The sequence below is a fragment of the Corynebacterium rouxii genome (assembly GCF_902702935.1).
Classification (GTDB): domain Bacteria; phylum Actinomycetota; class Actinomycetes; order Mycobacteriales; family Mycobacteriaceae; genus Corynebacterium; species Corynebacterium rouxii.
This window is the reverse complement of record NZ_LR738855.1, coordinates 1890147-1906037: the sequence shown is the minus strand read 5'-3', so window position 1 is coordinate 1906037 and position 15891 is coordinate 1890147. Positions and strand designations below refer to the sequence as shown.

Here is a 15891-nt window from a genome sequence, read left to right as displayed (position 1 = left end):
GGGTGACGATGGGATATGAGTCACAGCTCATGCGACAATAGCGACGTGACTTTTCCAATAACTTCAGTTCCGCTGCGCCAAGACCTCACCCCAGTTGTTATTACGGTGACTGGCGCAGACCGCCATGGTGTTACTGCTGCAACTTTCCGAGTTCTTTCTGTGAACGGTGTGCAGATCCTCGACGTGGAACAGTCTAAGTTCCGTGGGTTTTTAAGTATTGCAGTGTATGCCGGTATTAAACCCGACATGATTGACTCTGTTGAGCAGGGTTTGCGTGACACTTTGAGCGTGCATGGTCAATCTGTTTCCCTGTCCGTAGAATCCCATACCGAGGTTTCGCGTCCTCGTTCGACGCATGTGGTAGTGATCTTGGGTAATCCGGTAGGTGCCGAGGACATTTGGAAGATTGGCCAAACAATGGCTGATTTTGGTGCCAACATTGATGGCATTCGTGGAATTTCAGATTATCCAGTGACTGGTCTCGAGTTGCGAGTGACGGTTGCAGATCCTGCCCCTGGTGCGGCGGAACCATTGCGAAAGGCATTGGCTGCACTTACCACTGAGCTCGGTGTTGACATCGTGATCGAGCGTGCTGGTTTGCAGCGCCGTTCGAAGCGCTTGGTGTGTTTCGATTGTGACTCCACTTTGATTACTGGCGAGGTCATTGAGATGTTGGCTGCGCATGCTGGCAGGGAGGAAGAAGTTGCGGCGGTCACCGAGCGTGCGATGCGCGGGGAGCTTGATTTTGAGGAGTCTTTGCGCGAGCGTGTGAAGACTTTGGCTGGGCTGGACGCTTCTGTTATCGACGAAGTTGCCCGCGACATCGAGCTCACTCCTGGTGCGCGCACGACGATCCGCACTCTTAAGCGTTTGGGTTATAAGACAGCTGTGGTCTCGGGTGGGTTTATCCAAGTTTTGGAAGATCTTGCTCAGGACTTGGATCTTGATTATATTCGCGCTAACACGTTGGAGATTGTGGATGGCAAGCTGACGGGCCGCGTGATCGGCAAGGTCGTGGACCGTGCGGCTAAGGCAGAGTTTTTGCGTGAGTTTGCTGGGGATTCTGGGCTTCGGATGTATCAGACTGTCGCTGTCGGTGATGGTGCGAATGATATTGACATGATTTCAGCAGCCGGCATGGGCATTGCGTTTAATGCCAAACCAGCGTTGCGAGAAATCGCTGACACCTCGGTCAATACTCCGTTCCTGGACGAGGTTCTTTACATGTTGGGTATTACCCGTGATGAGATCGACGCTGATGGGAAGTCTCGTCGCGTGCCTTTGGAACCGCATGAGTAACCTACGTATTGCCTATGATCGTCTGCGGTCGATGTCGCTGACGGAAGACAATCCTACTGTTCAGGCCATGCAGATCGCGTTGCATATTCCGAAAAATGATCCTCCTGCGCGTTCCGAGATTCTGCAGGCTGCAGCCCAGGCGGTTGTTGCGTGTTGTTTGAGTGAGGAATCGGTGACGGATGAGTGGTATGGCAACCGGTTGCAGCAATGGTACGACCATCGCATTCGGAAGGTGGCGCGCCGTGGCAGAAACGCTGCTTGGGAGCGCGTGACGACGCTTCCTGGGGTTTCCTCGGTGTCTGGTTCTGCAGAGGCTCGCGCTTTTGTGCCAGGGCCTGTGGATTCGGTGGATCCGTTGTTGAAGAAACTGCAGATTTCTCATACCGATATTCCTTTCGATTCGCCTGCCGATCCCGCTGAGGGGCCGGTGTTGTATGTGGACCGCAGTTTGGGTATGTCTGTAGGAAAGACGGCAGCCCAAGTTGGGCATGGGTCGATGCTTCTTGCCGCAGCGCAACCTTTTGAGTGGGTTGAGCGTTGGGCAGGCCAAGGCTACCGCCTGAGTGTGCGGGAAGTTGAGCCTGATGTGTTCCGTAAGGCAGCAGAGCAGGTGGGTGCTGTTCATGTAATCGATGCTGGTTTTACAGAAGTAGCTCCTAGCTCATTGACTGTGGTGGCTTTACCTACGCCGCTTTTTTGATTTTCTTTTCTCTGCGTTGCCTAAACGTTTGCCCCGCTAGCACCCCCTCTGGTGTGGTAACCACCGTACGATCACCGATCTGCCACGACACCACACCATAAGCATCAATCTCACAATCCACCCGACGAGACGTCTTCATATTATGATGATGTCGGCATAAACACTGGGCGTTAACAGCACCAGTAACACCACCATGACCATATTCTTCAACATGGTCAATATCGCACCACTGCGCTAACACCCCACAACCAGGAAAACGACACACCCCATCACGACCTTGAATAAACCTACGCATCGCTTCCGTAAACCGGTAACCGGCCACCACAGCAGTATCAACATCACCAAGCACACGAATAACAGCATGCTCAGGCACCGTCGGCAAGGCCGTTCCTTGTGGAGTGTAGGTAATTCCAGTACCAGTGTCGTAGACGTTGATCACCACACTGGTTTTATCCTCTAACAGTAGTTGTAAGGCTGTGGAGTCATCACAATCGTGGGTCTTTTTAATGCTACGCAGGGTGGTCTCGAGTAGTTCTGCGACACCGGCGTGGATGAGAGCATCGATACCTGCCAGTCCGTGTCCAGCATCGTAGACGTAGAGGTATTGTTCTGGTTTTCGGGTGTTGTCGAGGTGATAACCAAGAGCTGTGATGGTTTTGCGTAAAAATCGAATAATAGCCCTGGTGCTAGGGATGGTTTGTGCGGGTTGCGTGGGTGTAAGCCAGCGCGTGAGATGGGCATCGATCGCATCAAAGTAAGTGGTTGGTAGTGCGGAGATGATTCTGGTGATGGCGATCAGTCGGGTGTCGTCGAGGTGCCAGAGTTGTTGGTAGAGGGTGTGTAGTTGTGGGAGTTGGGTGAGGTAGTAGATGGCGTCGAGGTGGTCGCAGACGTAGCGTTGGGTTTTGCCGATGCGGGTGGCGATGTCTGCGGTGTAGGTGTCGACGTCGTCGTTGTCATCGGGTTGGAGGCTGTGCCAGCGGTGGTAGTCGAATTGGGTGTGGAGTCGTTGTGCACGACATAGTGGGTCGTTCATGTCGCAGTGACTGTAGAACGGTTGTGTGTTGGTTGTATCCCCTGTGGTGTTCATGATGTGGCCCCTGGTTGTTCATGTTGGTTGCAAGTGTATCGCAGAATCACAACAACCGAAAGAGCATTCGAACAGATGGGGGTAGTCTAAAAAGTGATGGAGTATATTGCTAAATCATAGATGGATCCGCGATGGAGTTCGGCTTTATGTGCGATACTTTCGAAAGTTGCTCCGGCGCGCTCAGTGGTACGTCGAGAAGCAATGTTTGTGGTACGTATCTTGATTTCGACGCGGTGAAATCCGACGGACAATGCGTAGTCGCTTACTAGCCCCTACAGCCTTCGGCATAATGCCGAGGCCGCGGGCGTGGGGGTGAAGCGAATAACCAATATCGACGCAAATGGGGGACTGAACATGCATCTCAATAGTACCTAGATAGGTACTGGGCTTATCCACAGCCGCGATTGCCCATCGAATAAGAGAATCGGTGGGAACTGAACTAGAAGAAATGAACTCTAGGGCGTTTTCCACAGGAAAAGGGGAGGGGATTGTTGTGAAATCACGCATAGCTGGATCTTGGGCCAGTTCAACTAACCGAGGCGTGTCTTCGGTCTGGAGTTTTTGCAGGATAAGCGACTTGTTACTCAGAATCGGAAGAGCGTGCGTAGTCCACATTTTACTTTTGAACCAATCGTTTCAAAGCACCTTGGACTACAGAAGAATCTGTTGTGCGCCAAAAAGCAGGCAGGGAGGACAAGAAGAAGGAACCGTAACGTTTTTTCACGATACGTGTGTCCAAAATTGCGACGACTCCGCGGTCCGTGACGTGGCGCAGCAAACGGCCAGCACCTTGTGCCATGAGCAAGGCCGCATGGGTAGCTGCCACCTCCATGAAACCGTTCCGGCCATCGGCATCGACTGCTTCCTTGCGGGCTTGCAACAGTGGGTCGTCGGGGCGTGGGAACGGTATCCGATCGATAATTACCAAGGAGCACGACTTACCAGGAACGTCTACTCCCTGCCAGAGACTCAATGTGCCGAACAAACAGGTGTTTTCTTGTTTGGAGAACTGCGATACCAAGGCGCCCGTCGAGTCATCGCCTTGGCACAGGATGTCGAAAGGCAATCGCTTGCGCATCTCCTCGGTAGCTTGAATAGCTGCTCGCTTGGAAGAAAACAGGCCCAGCGTGCGGCCTCCTGCAGCCATGATCAAATCGTAGATTTCATCAAGCGTTTCTGGCGAAAGCCCATCGCGCCCCGGGTCAGGAAGATGCCGGGCTGTGTACAAAATACCCGACTTTGCTGGATCAAAAGGAGTACCAGCATCGAGGGAATCCCAAGTTCCTTTGGGCAAACCCCAGCTAGCAGCCATGGCATTGAAATTGCCGCCAATGGTCAATGTAGCCGACGCCAAGACCACGGTGTTTTCTCCGAAAAGGCGGGTATGCAGGAGTCCAGCGACCGACAGTGGTGCGACTTTGAGCATGACACCTCGACGCTCGTCGTGGATGACCCACACTACATCCTCATGCGTGCTGGGGTCTTCTGCTTCGAACACCTCCAAGATACGGACGACGGAATCATGCTGGTCGTTCAGGTGGTTAGACAAGGACATGCGTTCTGCATGCCGTTCAGGATCGTTGGCAGCCTCGCCGTCAGGAGCGTGTCCGACCTGATCGCGCAGGGACCACAGGGCATCACGAAGGGATACCAGCTGGGACCGCAACGAATCGGGAAGATCAGTGATACGACCAGACTCAATGGTCAACATCTCGTCTTCCCATTCTTTAGCGATATCAACAACTTTTTCGTCTTTGCCATTAGCACCGAGCTTGCCGGCGCGTCGTGCAGACATCGACAGCGCTGTCACACCGATTTCGTTGGTTGCCACGGCTGTGATCCGGCCGTCGAGCTCATGAGCCTCATCCACGATCACAACATCATGCTCGGGCAATACATTGACCTCAGACAAGGCATCGATCGCCAGCAATGCGTGATTGGTTACGATCACATCGACCTCATGTGCCTTTTTGCGGGCTCGTTCCGCAAAACAATCTTCACCATGAGGGCAACGCGAGGCACCAATACATTCTTGAGCAGAAACGCTCACTTGGCGCCACGCCAGATCAGGAACACCCGGTTCGAGGTTGTCACGGTCACCGGTTTCGGTGTCGTTGGCCCAATCATGAATACGCGCAACATGTTTGCCCAACCACGAGATGTCTTCTTCATCAATCAAAGCATCTTCTGGGCCTTCAGCTGCTGCTATTTTGTTCATGCACAGGTAGTTTGCGCGACCCTTCATGATGGCGAAAGTAGGGCGGCGCTCCAACAGCGGTTCCAAAGCGTCCGCCAGACGTGGCAGATCGCGGTCGACGAGCTGGCGCTGCAGGGCAATCGTTGCGGTAGAAACTACAACTGTGGTGTTGGTGGCTTGGGCATGCCGAATCGCCGGAACCAAATAGGCAAGCGACTTTCCCGTGCCGGTCCCAGCTTGAACAGCGAGGTGACGTTCCGTTTCCAAAGCATTGGTCACGGCGTTGGCCATCGAAACTTGGCCTTTACGCGTAGAACCTCCCAATGCAGCAACGGCTGCACTGAGAAGTTCGTCAGTGGAAACTACCAATGGGGAAACGGAACTCATGCCGAATATGGTACGGCGTGGCAGCTAAAAGTTACTGATCGAATCCCACATGGCGCGTTGCCAAGACAGGTTCGTCGCGGCTTAGTGCCAAGCCTTCCCAGGGGATGGTGATGAGTTGCTTGGCCAAGTAAGCACGGGATTCTTCCAAAGTAGGAAGCCCCTCCACGACCACGCCATCACGCATGAGTGGAATGGTGAGTTCTACCGACGTGAGGGTGCCAACCTGGGGAACCGGATGTTCATAGGGGAACACGAGTTCTTCCACAGCGGTTCCAGACGCACGGTGAGTACGTGCTGCACGCTTAGCACCACCGAGCATGCCTTTGCCACGAGAACGCTTGGAGACGGGGTTGCCATCTACTTCGACAAGTTTGTACACCATGCCTGCTGTAGGGGCGCCGGAACCAGTAACAACAGATGTGCCAACACCAAAAACATCAACCGGATTGCCGCGAAGACCAGCAATGGCATATTCATCCAGATCAGAGGAGACCACGATTTGAGTGTTATGAGCACCAAGATTATCCAGCTCTTGGCGGACCCTGCGAGTCATCACGCCAAGATCACCGGAGTCAATGCGCACGGCGCCGAGTTCTGGGCCAGCCACTTCGATGGCGTTGCGTACTCCTTGAGCGATGTCGTAGGTGTCGATGAGCAATGTAGTGCCAGTGCCCTGGGCTTTCACCTGCGATTCGAACGCACTCTTCTCATTAGGAGTGCCATCCTCATTGACATGCAGGAGGGTCCACGCATGCGCTGCCGTGCCAGAACCTGGAATGCCATAGCGGTGGACGGCTTCGAGGTTGGACGTAGCGCTGAATCCTGCCAGATAGGCCGCACGAGTTGCGGTAACGGCAGCGTATTCGTGGGTGCGGCGGGAACCCATCTCGATGATGGTGCGACCATCAGCCGCAGTAACCATGCGGGCGGCGGCGGTGGCTACAGCAGAATCAGCGTTCATGATGGACAAGATGACGGTTTCCAGGATCACACATTCTGCGAAGGTGCCACGAACGGTCAAAATGGGGGAATGTGGGAAGTACAGTTCGCCCTCGCGGTAGCCGTCGATATGCCCTGTGAAACGGTAGTTGCGCAGGTATTCGAGGGTGGTGTCGTTGAGGAAGGTCAGGCTGGCAAGCTGAGCTTCGGTGAAACGGAAGTTTTGAACCGCTTCGAGAACACGGGGTGTACCTGCGACAACGCCGTAGCGTCGTTCGTTAGGGAGGCGTCGGCCGAAGACCTCGAAGGTGCATTGGCGCTCTGCGGTGCCGTCGGCAAGCGCTGATTGCAACATGGTCAGCTCATACATGTCGGTGAGAAGCGCAGTCGATTGATTATGAGTCACGACTCACAGCTTAGCCCCCGAAACAACGTGACGGTGGCAATACCTACTAGGCTGGTGAACTATGTATGGCGCGACGAATGACGTGAATGCCCCTGACGTGGTGCTTTCTTCACACATGGCTACCCCCTCCCTTGATGAGGAAATGTCTGTCGAAGTGGCATCCAGCGAAAATCTGCCGTGGATGTGCATCGTGTGGGATGACCCAGTCAACCTGATGAGCTACGTCACCTATGTGTTTCAAACAATTCTTGGATACAGCAAAAAGCGAGCCACTGAGCTGATGATGCAGGTGCATACCGAAGGCAAAGCAGTTGTCTCTTCCGGTGAACGAGACAAAGTAGAAGCCGACGTAAAAAAGCTGCATACCGCAGGCCTATGGGCCACCATGCAGCAAGGCGGCTAGGAAAGGACAAACCGGCGTGGAAGCCTGGAAAAAGAAAAAGGGCCTGTTCAAGGGGGCACGGTTTCAGTGCACGCTTGAACCTATTGAACGGGAAGTGCTGGGAAATCTAGCAGCAAATGTGTCGGAGGTTCTGATCTCCAGAGCACAGTCGGCGCCCAAAGATGAACTGGCAGAGTTAACTGGCATGGGTGGTGGGCATACGGAAGCTCCGGAAGATCCGGGTCTTGCACGTTTGCTGCCTGATTTCGAGATGGAAGGTGATGAGGAATTCGACGGTGACAATTCGTTGCTGCGAAGTCTTCACGAAAACGACATCACGCGCGCCAAGCTCGCCAACCTGCAAACCATTGGCCAAGCGCTCGGGCCAGACGGCAGCGTGTTCGTCACCGTCACCGAGGAGGAAGCCCAAGCGTGGGTGGCTGGTCTCAACGACATTCGCCTGTACCTAGCTTCGAGTGAGGTACAGGATACGGAAGATCGTGACGCGCTCGTCGAGTGGCTTGCTTTTGCACAGGAATCCCTGCTCACGGCGATGATGGGGTCGTTAGATTAATGGGCGGGCTTATCGACGTCCCCGGCGTACTCGTCGGTCACCGCAGCCTTGGCGATACTGGCTGCACCGTGGTGGTAACACCTGAGTCTGCAATCGGCGCGGTAGATGTTCGCGGTGGCGGACCAGGTACGAGAGAAACAGATCTGTTGGAGCCGCACAACACAGTGCAGCGAGTGCATGCGGTGGTGCTATCGGGAGGATCCGCATTCGGTCTTGCCACTGCTGATGGCGTGATGCGCACACTCGATTCGCGTGGCATTGGGTTCCCCGTGCCAGGTGGGGTAAGTGTGCCCATCGTGCCAGGGGCTGTCATCTTTGATCTACTAGTAGGGGATCCGCGCCACCGTCCAACGGCTGCCGATGGAGAAGCAGCAGTGCAAGACGCATTTGATGGCGGTTCGGCCACCGCAGTGGGCTCGGTTGGCGCTGGATGCGCTGCTACCGCGGGGGTGCTCAGAGGTGGGTTCGGGCAGGCGTCGCAACGCGTGGGAGATTATGTGGTTGCCGCTGGTGTGGTGGCTAATCCAGTGGGATCCGTGGTGGATCGGAGCACTGGGCGGATGTGGGCTGATCCTGACATGCGCGTAGATCCGGAGAAGTTCTCCCAGCTCAAGGGTCTAGAAACCAAGCTCAATACGACTATTGGTGTGATTGCCACTGATGCGCCGGTAACCAAAGCACAAGCGCAACGGCTCGCCATGGTCGGCCACGACGGGATTGCTGTGGCAATCCGACCTGCGCACTCGCCGTTGGACGGGGACACGCTGTTTGCCATTTCGACGGGTGACGGCGCTGGCGTGGACGTCGATACGCTGGCACAGCTATCGCGCGCGGCTGCGGAAGTGGTAGCCCAAGCCATCGTGTCCGCGGTGGTCAATGCAACATCGGCCTATGGACTTACAGCACTATCGGAAATCGCGGTGACTCAATGAAAACAGGCGTGCTTGCAGCCCTTGGCTATGTCATAACAATCTGGGCCGTCCACGTTATCAATATCGTATTTTTTGGCGGCTACCTAGCGCAGATCCTCGGCATCCATCCGTTAGATATTCCCAGCGTGTGGCATATTTTCACCTCGCCATTCATCCATGGCAGCCAAGCGCACCTGATGGCCAACACTGTTCCCGGCGCGATCTTTGCGTTCCTCGTCGGCCTGTCCGGCAAGCGGGCGTTCTGGGAGGTGACGTTCATCGTAGCAGTGCTCGGCGGGTTAGGTACGTGGGTTTTCGGTGGCATCGGCACAAGCCATATTGGTGCATCGGGAATGATTTATGGCTGGCTGGCGTATCTTGTGGTGCGAGGGATGTTTAACCGCAGTCTCGCACAGGCGGCGCTTGGCGTGGTCTTGGCATTTATGTATGGCGGCTTGGTGTGGGGTGTGCTGCCGCTGGAGCCAGGGGTGTCGTGGCAGGCGCACCTGTTTGGGGCTGTTGGCGGGGTAGTAGCGGGTGCTGCTATTTCGTCGGATGATCCGAAACCGCGTAGGAAGGAATTGCAGTGAATAACGCACCGATCGGGATTTTTGATTCTGGCGTCGGCGGGTTGACCGTGGCGCGGGTGATCATGGAACAGCTGCCCAACGAGTCGGTGATCTATATCGGGGACACTGCCAATAGCCCCTATGGTCCGAAGCCGATTGCGCAGGTTCGTGAGTTGTCGCTGGCGATCGGCGAGGAGCTGGTGCGCCGCGGCTGTAAGATGATCGTGATTGCCTGCAACACGGCAACGTCGGCAGCTTTGCGGGATTTACGGGAGCGTTTCGACGTCCCCGTCTTGGGTGTGATCCTTCCCGCTGTGCGCAGGGCAGTCTCGACAACTCGCAACGGGAAAATCGGTGTGATTGGTACAGAAGGCACGATCAAGTCGGGGGCGTATCAAGAACTTTTTGCGGCCAGCCCCTCGGTGGAGGTGTTCGCGCAAGCATGCCCAAGCTTTGTCAGCTTTGTGGAACGCGGTATTACTTCGGGCCGCCAGATTTTGGGTGTGGCCCAAGGCTATGTGGAACCTCTGCAAGCCGCAGGCGTGGATACTTTGGTGCTCGGGTGCACCCACTACCCGTTGCTGACGGGGGTGATTCAGCTGGCGATGGGCGATCACGTCACGTTGGTGTCGTCGGCAGAAGAAACCGCAAAAGATGTGCTGAAAACCTTGAGCATGACAGACATGCTGGCCAGCGAGGATTCCACGCCTGTGCGAACCTTCGAGTCGACAGGGGATCCGGTGCTATTCGCACAGTTAGCGGAGCGGTTCTTGGGGCCTCATGTGACGCACGTGGAAAAATTCGCGGGTATGTAATGTGTGTTCCTTGTGTTCACTTTTTACATCAAAACGTGGCAATGTTAGCAGCATGAAGCTGACCATTCTCGGAAGTTCTGGAAGCGTAGGTGCGCCAGACAATCCTTCCTCCGGCTACCTCATTCAGTTCGAGAATTCCCCGAGCATTGCGATGGACTTTGGCCACGGTGTGATGGGCGAACTCCAACGGATTCAGGACCCCAACGACGCCCACGTGGTGTTTTCACACATGCACGCCGACCACTGCATGGATTTCCCTGCGCTGATGGTGTGGCGTCGCTTCCACCCAACGCAGCCCGCGCCGGGACGAAACCTTTGTGGCGGCCCGAAGGATGCGCCAGTGGTGTTGGGCCGGCTCAGCAGTAATTCCATCGACAAAGTGGATGACATGTCGGATACGTTCGCGTTCATCCCGTGGGAGCCTGGTAAGGAAGAACTCTTTGGCGCGGTGACCATCACCCCATGGCCGACGATTCACCCCATTGATTCCTATGCGCTGCGTTTGAAGGAAACACGCACCGGAAAAGTGATCGCGTATTCCGGTGACGCAGCCTACGCGGAAAACTTGATCGATTGTGCCCGCGACGCTGACCTTTTTCTGTGCGAGGCCACATGGGGAGCTACCAGCGAAGGCAAAGCCCCGAACATGCACATGAGTGGTGCTGAGGCTGGTCGGTTGGCGCGCCTTGCTGGTGCGAAGAAACTCGTGCTCGTGCACATCCCACCATGGAGTGACACCAGCGAGGCTCTTGCTGCGGCACGCACCGAATTTGACGGTGAGGTCCTCGTTGGCGAGCACGGTCTGGAGCTGACAGTGTAGCGTAAACCGCATGACTGATTTTTCTCGTGCAGACGGCCGCGCCGTCGACCAGATGCGTACTGTTAAAATCACCCGCGGTTTTACCTCTAACCCAGCCGGCAGCGTTCTTGTAGAGTTCGGCAACACCCGCGTGATGTGCACCGCCTCCGTTGAGCTCGGTGTGCCTCGCTTCAAGCGTGACTCCGGCGAAGGCTGGCTCACCGCCGAATACGCGATGTTGCCAGCTGCCACCGCTGAGCGCAATGCTCGCGAATCTATGCGCGGCAAGGTCAAGGGCCGCACCCATGAGATTTCTCGTCTGATTGGGCGCTCCCTGCGTGCCGCTGTTGACCTCGGCGAGCTTGGTGAAAACACCATCAACATCGACTGCGACGTTTTGCAGGCCGACGGTGGCACCCGCACCGCTTCGATCACCGGCGCATACGTGGCCCTTGCCGACGCCATCGCGGTGCTCAAAGAACAAGGCGTAGTCCCTGGTAATCCTCTTAAGGCACCAGTAGCTGCGGTGTCTGTCGGTGTGATCGATGGCCAAGTGTGTCTCGATTTGCCCTATGAGGAAGATTCCCGCGCAGACGTTGACATGAACGTGATCATGCAGGGCGATCGCTTTGTGGAAATCCAGGGCACCGGCGAGCACAACACCTTTGATCGTGACGAGCTGGCTGTGATCTTGGACTTCGCACACAAGGGATGCCAAGAACTGTTCGCCGCACAGAAGGCAGCCTTGGAACTGTGAAAGTACTCGTAGCCTCCAACAACGCCAAGAAGCTCGGCGAGCTGCGCACCATCTTGGAAAACGCAGGTCTGAGCAGTGTCGAGGTTGTGCCGCTTTCGGCTATCGACGCCTACGACGAGCCCGTGGAAGACGGCCGCACCTTCGCCGACAACGCCTTGATCAAAGCCCGTGCCGGCGCTAGCCACAGCGGGCTCATCACGATTGCCGACGACTCTGGGTTCGCCGTCGAAGAGCTCAACGGAATGCCAGGGGTACTGTCTGCTCGCTGGTCTGGACAACATGGCAACGACGCAGCCAACAACGAGCTGGTGCTGGCACAGATGAAACATGTACCAGAGGAGCGTCGACACGCGGCGTTTGTGTCCGTCTGTGCGCTCGTGACCCCCGACGGCGACGAACACGTTGTAGAAAGCCGCTGGGAAGGCCGCATGCTCACCGCACCCCGCGGCGCCAACGGCTTCGGCTACGACCCACTGTTCGTACCCGCTGAAGAAGATACAGCCGGCACAGGGCGCACCTCAGCAGAAATGAGCCCGGCGGAAAAGAACGCCATCTCACACCGCGGCAAAGCTCTCCAGCAACTCGTTCCCATCATCGCGGGATACAACGCATAAAAAATGTGCTGAGGAATTGATCTCCTCAGCACATTTTTTTAATTGCGATCCAACTGGAACGTCTCAGTCACATCCTTACGACGCCAGTGCTCAACAAAGAAGGACAAGAACGGCACCACACCACCAAGGGCAGTGACCAGCCACTTAACCGGCGACCAGCGCGCCTTGGTGCCCAAGTTCAACGACGTGATCAGGTAAACGATGTAGAACAAACCATGAACCTGGGCAATGTACTTCGCCCACTCAGGGATCTCCATGTGCAAACCGTACTGGCAGACCATGCGGACAACCAGCACAAGGAGCATGACACCGGTTGCCCATGCGGCGATCGAAAAATAGCGCAAAGCTTGGGCTACACGACGCTTACGCTCAGGGTGAATGGTTGGGGTAGTCATGAGAAAAGAAAACTCCTTTATTGTTTCCTATTGTTTCCGGCGTTCAGGCTGATTCAAACGATTGAATTCCTCCACAGTGAGTTCCCTACGCTGAGGGAGGAAAGACTCATCGATTTCCGTAGGCGATTCGATATCCTTCTTCGGTCCAAAAAGCTCATCGTCACCCAGCAAACGCTGGTTCTCGTATTCCACAAACTTGCGGTACGCGTAGACGAAAAAGCCACCGAAAAACGGCCACTGGATGGCATAGCCCAAATTCTGGAATGTGCCAGTGCCAGACTGGAACCGGGTCCACTGCCACCACGCCAAGCCGAACGTGCAGGCCACCAAGATTGCAAGGAACAAAACATGCCACAAGCGGATCTTAAAACGGCGAGGTTGTTGGTCAGGGCTAGTACTCACAGCAACTAACCCTACCGCGAACCGCCGGAAAAGCCACGAGGAGGAGGATTTGCACAAAGTAATCCAGAACGTATATTCTTTGTCGAAGCAACGCGCCCGTGGCGGAATTGGCAGACGCGCTGGATTTAGGTTCCAGTGTCTTAGGACGTGAGAGTTCAAGTCTCTCCGGGCGCACAGTAGGACAGCACCGCCTGAATTGATCAGGCGGTGCTTTTGTTTTCCCTGTCGCTCCGAGAACTTGAATTCAAGAACACAAAAACCCATGGTCGGCATTTTGGCGAGGTTTTCGCGTCCTGCGGTTTTCGAAGTCTTGAGGTCGAGTTCTTGGATTCGTGTTAAGGACCACTACTGGTCCTAAAACTGGAACGGGTGAAAGGCAGGCGACGACTATGAACATCTTGAATTCACTACAATTTCATAGAGTCACGACCCTGTTTGTGTAACGGTTCTGTGGGTTCATTAAAATACGCAAGGATTTGCTCACATTGTTGAATCGTTGCGTAGTCAATTCGGGGTGCTTTGCTGAATGGCAAATATTTTCCAATTCTTCCTCGAACGTATCTACGCTGGGAGGGGGTAGCTCTTTTGCACTCATCTGTGTTGGGATCAAACTCGACTAGAGGTAATAGGGGTGTTGTTTCGGGATTGAGCGCAGCATTATTGATCTCGTTAGCGCGTAAGGCTTGTATCGTCACTTCTGCTGTAATGGATGAGCCTTCAATTTGTGCGTAATAGACCGTTTTGAGTCCTTGTGAGTCCAGATACTCAATAGCTGGCAGCATTTTCTCTCCAGTTACCTTAGAGGGCTCGCCGATTCGAGGTTTCTTGGTACCTAGGTTTTCTTTGTGAAGCGTTACAAAGATAGCTCCTGTACCAGACGGTGGAACGTAGTCCTGGCTCTAATAGAGCTATTTTTAGATCCATATAACTGTCTGGACTGAAAGGTCATTGGATACCCATAAACGAGCTCCTGTTCGTGCGAGTTGCCCGCTAGCGCAGATTCGCGCAACTTCTGGGCAGTATTCTGGTGCGATCTCTAAAGGGATGTATCCGAGTATGTCCGAACCGTTACGGACAGAGATGGCTTTACCAGAGTCTGAATATGGATTGACTGGTTTTGCAAACCAACGTGGCATCGAAGAAATACTCATTTTTGCCGTTTGGATTGGACACATAGGCGGCCTTGCGAATTTCGCTTTTATGGTAATACTCGCCGTTGATATCGATGTTGTACCACTTCAAGGTTGCGGTAGGAAGTGGATAGAGGGGGGTCACGTTGCGTTACGCGTCTTCCTCATCGAAGAAGTCTTCGTCGATTTCGTAGAGTGTAAATTCCTGCTTCTTCTGGATGGCAACACCATAATTCAGCATGTAACGGGTGAGTTTTTGTCCGTCGATAAGGACGATACGGCCATGGCGATAGCGGGCTGCTGATTGTTGCGCTTTAGGAAGAAAACTGGAGGTGGTTATGAAAACACCTAAGTTTGCACCTTGTGCATCGAGCGATCCGATGAAGTTACGAATCTCAGGATCACCGACCTTGTTTGTATCTGAGTATCGTTTGGCTTGGATGTAGACGTTGGTAAGTCCGAGGGCATCTTGGCTAATAATCCCGTCAATTCCGCCGTATCCCATTGCCCATAGGAGTTTAATCACAGCTTTTTCGAAGAATTCGGGAGAGGCTTGCTGAAGTCGATTTCGGAGCTCTGTCTCTACTTTGTAGTTAAAGGCTTGCTCATTATTTGCCATAACCTCAATGGGGCTTTGTAATTCTTCGTTTACGGGGGCAATGGAACTACCTGCAGGATCGTCTTTTTTACGCGCAGCTACTTCTTCTTGGTACGTTCGCCACGCTGGCCATTCGAGCATGTCTTTTTCTGAATAGGTTTTTAGTTTTCTTGACTCTACTTCACGTCCATTTGCTGTGATTGCGTAATGGCCGCGTTGTGGGCGTCCTAAAAGTTGGGCCTGGGTGAGTCCTGAGCATGCCCAATTGATGCGATTGATATAGCGTGCTTGCCCAGAAGGAACCTGTTCGGCGCGTATCTCTGTGCTCAGCCCGAGATAGTCAGCGACTTTTGTACATAGTTCGCGGAAAGGTACGACTCTGCCGTCGGCTAGTACGCTGAGGACGACTGGACGAAACTGGTCGATTGTTGGTGTGTTGTCAGTGCTCATAAAACAATTTTCACATTGTTTCTATTCGCGCGCCTTGGGTTTCACTCATTTTACCCTCACCTTGGCGTTACCATTGCTGGCATGAGTATTTCTCGGCATCTGGATCAGTATTTGAGTGAGCGTGGTTTGGTTCAGCGCGCGGAAGTTGTGCCGGAGGATGGGTGTCAGGAGTTTTTGCCGGCGGATCGTTGGTTTGGCGACATACCGGAGGGTGAAAAGGCGGAAAATGACACGCCGCAAAAAGATTTTTTTGACGAAAGTACTGGCGATGTTATCGATCAAGCGCGGTCGATGATTGAGGACCTTTTCCGCAGCTAGAAAGGTTTGTGGGCAAAACTTCATTATCAAGGTAGGGGATATGCGGCAGGTCGTCGCGGCCCAACCCACCCCGAAAAAGATGACAGTTTCCTCATATTTTGTGGCATATTAGTCTGGCAAAAGTTTTTAAGGTAGAACCTTCTTCACGATGGTCCGTAA

The 15891-nt window shown here is 54.3% G+C and carries 20 protein-coding genes and 1 tRNA gene; 12 read left to right on the top strand and 9 right to left on the bottom strand.

Annotated features, from left to right (window positions below):
- Nucleotides 1-15 precede the first annotated feature (15 nt).
- Both serB and CIP100161_RS09395 read left to right on the top strand, forming a co-directional pair.
- Nucleotides 16-1299 carry a phosphoserine phosphatase SerB gene (serB, locus tag CIP100161_RS09400; RefSeq protein ID WP_155873877.1) on the top strand — a complete coding sequence of 428 codons (1284 nt, stop codon included), beginning with the start codon at nucleotides 16-18 and terminating at the stop codon, nucleotides 1297-1299.
- Nucleotides 1292-1999: an aminoacyl-tRNA hydrolase gene (locus CIP100161_RS09395; protein WP_155873875.1), complete on the top strand. Its 708-nt coding sequence runs from the start codon at nucleotides 1292-1294 to the stop codon at nucleotides 1997-1999. The genes serB and CIP100161_RS09395 overlap by 8 nt, the downstream gene beginning before the upstream one ends.
- Here CIP100161_RS09395 and CIP100161_RS09390 read toward each other — a convergent pair.
- The 4 genes from CIP100161_RS09390 to CIP100161_RS09375 all read right to left on the bottom strand — a co-directional run bounded on the left by CIP100161_RS09390 (nucleotide 1983) and on the right by CIP100161_RS09375 (nucleotide 7018).
- Entirely contained in the window at nucleotides 1983-3089 is a 1107-nt protein-coding gene (locus tag CIP100161_RS09390) for an HNH endonuclease signature motif containing protein (protein ID WP_155873873.1), read from the bottom strand. The two genes, CIP100161_RS09395 and CIP100161_RS09390, sit on opposite strands and share 17 nt — an antisense overlap.
- 180 nt (nucleotides 3090-3269) lie before the next feature.
- Nucleotides 3270-3704, bottom strand: coding sequence for a GNAT family N-acetyltransferase (locus tag CIP100161_RS09385; RefSeq protein ID WP_232053145.1), 435 nt, complete (start codon nucleotides 3702-3704; stop codon nucleotides 3270-3272).
- Between the two features lies 1 nt (nucleotide 3705).
- Complete coding sequence (locus CIP100161_RS09380; protein WP_155873871.1) at nucleotides 3706-5673, bottom strand: ATP-dependent DNA helicase; 1968 nt, start codon at nucleotides 5671-5673, stop codon at nucleotides 3706-3708.
- Nucleotides 5674-5704: 31 nt separating this feature from the next.
- A complete protein-coding gene (locus CIP100161_RS09375; RefSeq protein WP_155873869.1) occupies nucleotides 5705-7018 on the bottom strand; it encodes a nicotinate phosphoribosyltransferase in 1314 nt (437 codons plus the stop codon).
- Between the two features lie 61 nt (nucleotides 7019-7079).
- Here CIP100161_RS09375 and clpS point away from each other — a divergent pair, with 61 nt between their 5' ends.
- Genes clpS through rdgB form a run of 8 tightly spaced genes read left to right on the top strand, consistent with a single transcriptional unit; the run spans nucleotide 7080 to nucleotide 12439 of the window.
- Entirely contained in the window at nucleotides 7080-7421 is a 342-nt protein-coding gene (gene clpS, locus CIP100161_RS09370) for an ATP-dependent Clp protease adapter ClpS (protein WP_155873867.1), read from the top strand.
- A 16-nt stretch (nucleotides 7422-7437) separates the two neighbouring features.
- Nucleotides 7438-7974, top strand: a complete 537-nt coding sequence (locus tag CIP100161_RS09365) for a DUF2017 domain-containing protein (protein ID WP_155873865.1) — start codon at nucleotides 7438-7440, stop codon at nucleotides 7972-7974.
- Complete coding sequence (locus CIP100161_RS09360) at nucleotides 7974-8906, top strand: P1 family peptidase (protein ID WP_155873863.1); 933 nt, start codon at nucleotides 7974-7976, stop codon at nucleotides 8904-8906. The genes CIP100161_RS09365 and CIP100161_RS09360 overlap by 1 nt, the downstream gene beginning before the upstream one ends.
- Nucleotides 8903-9475, top strand: a complete 573-nt coding sequence (locus CIP100161_RS09355; RefSeq protein ID WP_155873861.1) for a rhomboid family intramembrane serine protease — start codon at nucleotides 8903-8905, stop codon at nucleotides 9473-9475. Before CIP100161_RS09360 ends, CIP100161_RS09355 begins: the two co-directional genes overlap by 4 nt.
- Nucleotides 9472-10269, top strand: coding sequence for a glutamate racemase (gene murI, locus CIP100161_RS09350; protein WP_155873859.1), 798 nt, complete (start codon nucleotides 9472-9474; stop codon nucleotides 10267-10269). The genes CIP100161_RS09355 and murI overlap by 4 nt, the downstream gene beginning before the upstream one ends.
- A 52-nt stretch (nucleotides 10270-10321) precedes the next feature.
- Entirely contained in the window at nucleotides 10322-11089 is a 768-nt protein-coding gene (locus CIP100161_RS09345) for an MBL fold metallo-hydrolase (RefSeq protein WP_166443166.1), read from the top strand.
- 10 nt (nucleotides 11090-11099) lie between these two features.
- On the top strand, nucleotides 11100-11825 hold the full coding sequence (rph, locus tag CIP100161_RS09340) for a ribonuclease PH (RefSeq protein ID WP_155873855.1): 726 nt from the start codon (nucleotides 11100-11102) through the stop codon (nucleotides 11823-11825).
- A complete protein-coding gene (gene rdgB, locus CIP100161_RS09335; RefSeq protein ID WP_155873853.1) occupies nucleotides 11822-12439 on the top strand; it encodes an RdgB/HAM1 family non-canonical purine NTP pyrophosphatase in 618 nt (205 codons plus the stop codon). The genes rph and rdgB overlap by 4 nt, the downstream gene beginning before the upstream one ends.
- A 38-nt stretch (nucleotides 12440-12477) precedes the next feature.
- Here the strand turns inward: rdgB and CIP100161_RS09330 are convergent, their stop codons facing one another.
- Complete coding sequence (locus CIP100161_RS09330; protein WP_155873851.1) at nucleotides 12478-12834, bottom strand: DUF3817 domain-containing protein; 357 nt, start codon at nucleotides 12832-12834, stop codon at nucleotides 12478-12480.
- A 27-nt stretch (nucleotides 12835-12861) separates the two neighbouring features.
- Complete coding sequence (locus CIP100161_RS09325) at nucleotides 12862-13236, bottom strand: hypothetical protein (protein ID WP_155873849.1); 375 nt, start codon at nucleotides 13234-13236, stop codon at nucleotides 12862-12864.
- Nucleotides 13237-13328: 92 nt separating this feature from the next.
- Between CIP100161_RS09325 and CIP100161_RS09320 the strand changes: the two genes are divergently transcribed.
- Nucleotides 13329-13410, top strand: a tRNA-Leu gene (locus tag CIP100161_RS09320).
- A gap of 233 nt (nucleotides 13411-13643) precedes the next feature.
- Here the strand turns inward: CIP100161_RS09320 and CIP100161_RS09315 are convergent.
- From CIP100161_RS09315 to CIP100161_RS09310, 3 genes are all read right to left on the bottom strand, one after another.
- Nucleotides 13644-14018, bottom strand: a complete 375-nt coding sequence (locus tag CIP100161_RS09315) for a hypothetical protein (protein ID WP_155873847.1) — start codon at nucleotides 14016-14018, stop codon at nucleotides 13644-13646.
- Nucleotides 14019-14150: 132 nt separating this feature from the next.
- Entirely contained in the window at nucleotides 14151-14372 is a 222-nt protein-coding gene (locus CIP100161_RS12190; RefSeq protein WP_232053144.1) for a hypothetical protein, read from the bottom strand.
- Nucleotides 14373-14517: 145 nt separating this feature from the next.
- Nucleotides 14518-15414, bottom strand: a complete 897-nt coding sequence (locus CIP100161_RS09310; RefSeq protein ID WP_155873843.1) for a restriction endonuclease — start codon at nucleotides 15412-15414, stop codon at nucleotides 14518-14520.
- A gap of 81 nt (nucleotides 15415-15495) precedes the next feature.
- Here CIP100161_RS09310 and CIP100161_RS09305 point away from each other — a divergent pair, with 81 nt between their 5' ends.
- Nucleotides 15496-15732, top strand: coding sequence for a hypothetical protein (locus CIP100161_RS09305; RefSeq protein WP_155873841.1), 237 nt, complete (start codon nucleotides 15496-15498; stop codon nucleotides 15730-15732).
- Nucleotides 15733-15891 lie beyond the last annotated feature (159 nt).

What these genes read in the sequence shown, in the direction of transcription:
- serB (WP_155873877.1), top strand. Translation starts at nt 16, where the DNA reads ATGAGTCACAGCTCATGCGACAATAGCGACGTGACTTTTCCAATAACT.
- CIP100161_RS09395 (WP_155873875.1), top strand. Translation starts at nt 1,292, where the DNA reads ATGAGTAACCTACGTATTGCCTATGATCGTCTGCGGTCGATGTCGCTG.
- CIP100161_RS09390 (WP_155873873.1), bottom strand. Translation starts at nt 3,089, where the DNA reads ATGAACACCACAGGGGATACAACCAACACACAACCGTTCTACAGTCAC.
- CIP100161_RS09385 (WP_232053145.1), bottom strand. Translation starts at nt 3,704, where the DNA reads ATGTGGACTACGCACGCTCTTCCGATTCTGAGTAACAAGTCGCTTATC.
- CIP100161_RS09380 (WP_155873871.1), bottom strand. Translation starts at nt 5,673, where the DNA reads ATGAGTTCCGTTTCCCCATTGGTAGTTTCCACTGACGAACTTCTCAGT.
- clpS (WP_155873867.1), top strand. Translation starts at nt 7,080, where the DNA reads ATGTATGGCGCGACGAATGACGTGAATGCCCCTGACGTGGTGCTTTCT.
- CIP100161_RS09360 (WP_155873863.1), top strand. Translation starts at nt 7,974, where the DNA reads ATGGGCGGGCTTATCGACGTCCCCGGCGTACTCGTCGGTCACCGCAGC.
- CIP100161_RS09355 (WP_155873861.1), top strand. Translation starts at nt 8,903, where the DNA reads ATGAAAACAGGCGTGCTTGCAGCCCTTGGCTATGTCATAACAATCTGG.
- CIP100161_RS09345 (WP_166443166.1), top strand. Translation starts at nt 10,322, where the DNA reads ATGAAGCTGACCATTCTCGGAAGTTCTGGAAGCGTAGGTGCGCCAGAC.
- rph (WP_155873855.1), top strand. Translation starts at nt 11,100, where the DNA reads ATGACTGATTTTTCTCGTGCAGACGGCCGCGCCGTCGACCAGATGCGT.
- CIP100161_RS09330 (WP_155873851.1), bottom strand. Translation starts at nt 12,834, where the DNA reads ATGACTACCCCAACCATTCACCCTGAGCGTAAGCGTCGTGTAGCCCAA.
- CIP100161_RS09315 (WP_155873847.1), bottom strand. Translation starts at nt 14,018, where the DNA reads ATGCTGCCAGCTATTGAGTATCTGGACTCACAAGGACTCAAAACGGTC.
- CIP100161_RS12190 (WP_232053144.1), bottom strand. Translation starts at nt 14,372, where the DNA reads ATGCCACGTTGGTTTGCAAAACCAGTCAATCCATATTCAGACTCTGGT.
- CIP100161_RS09310 (WP_155873843.1), bottom strand. Translation starts at nt 15,414, where the DNA reads ATGAGCACTGACAACACACCAACAATCGACCAGTTTCGTCCAGTCGTC.
- CIP100161_RS09305 (WP_155873841.1), top strand. Translation starts at nt 15,496, where the DNA reads ATGAGTATTTCTCGGCATCTGGATCAGTATTTGAGTGAGCGTGGTTTG.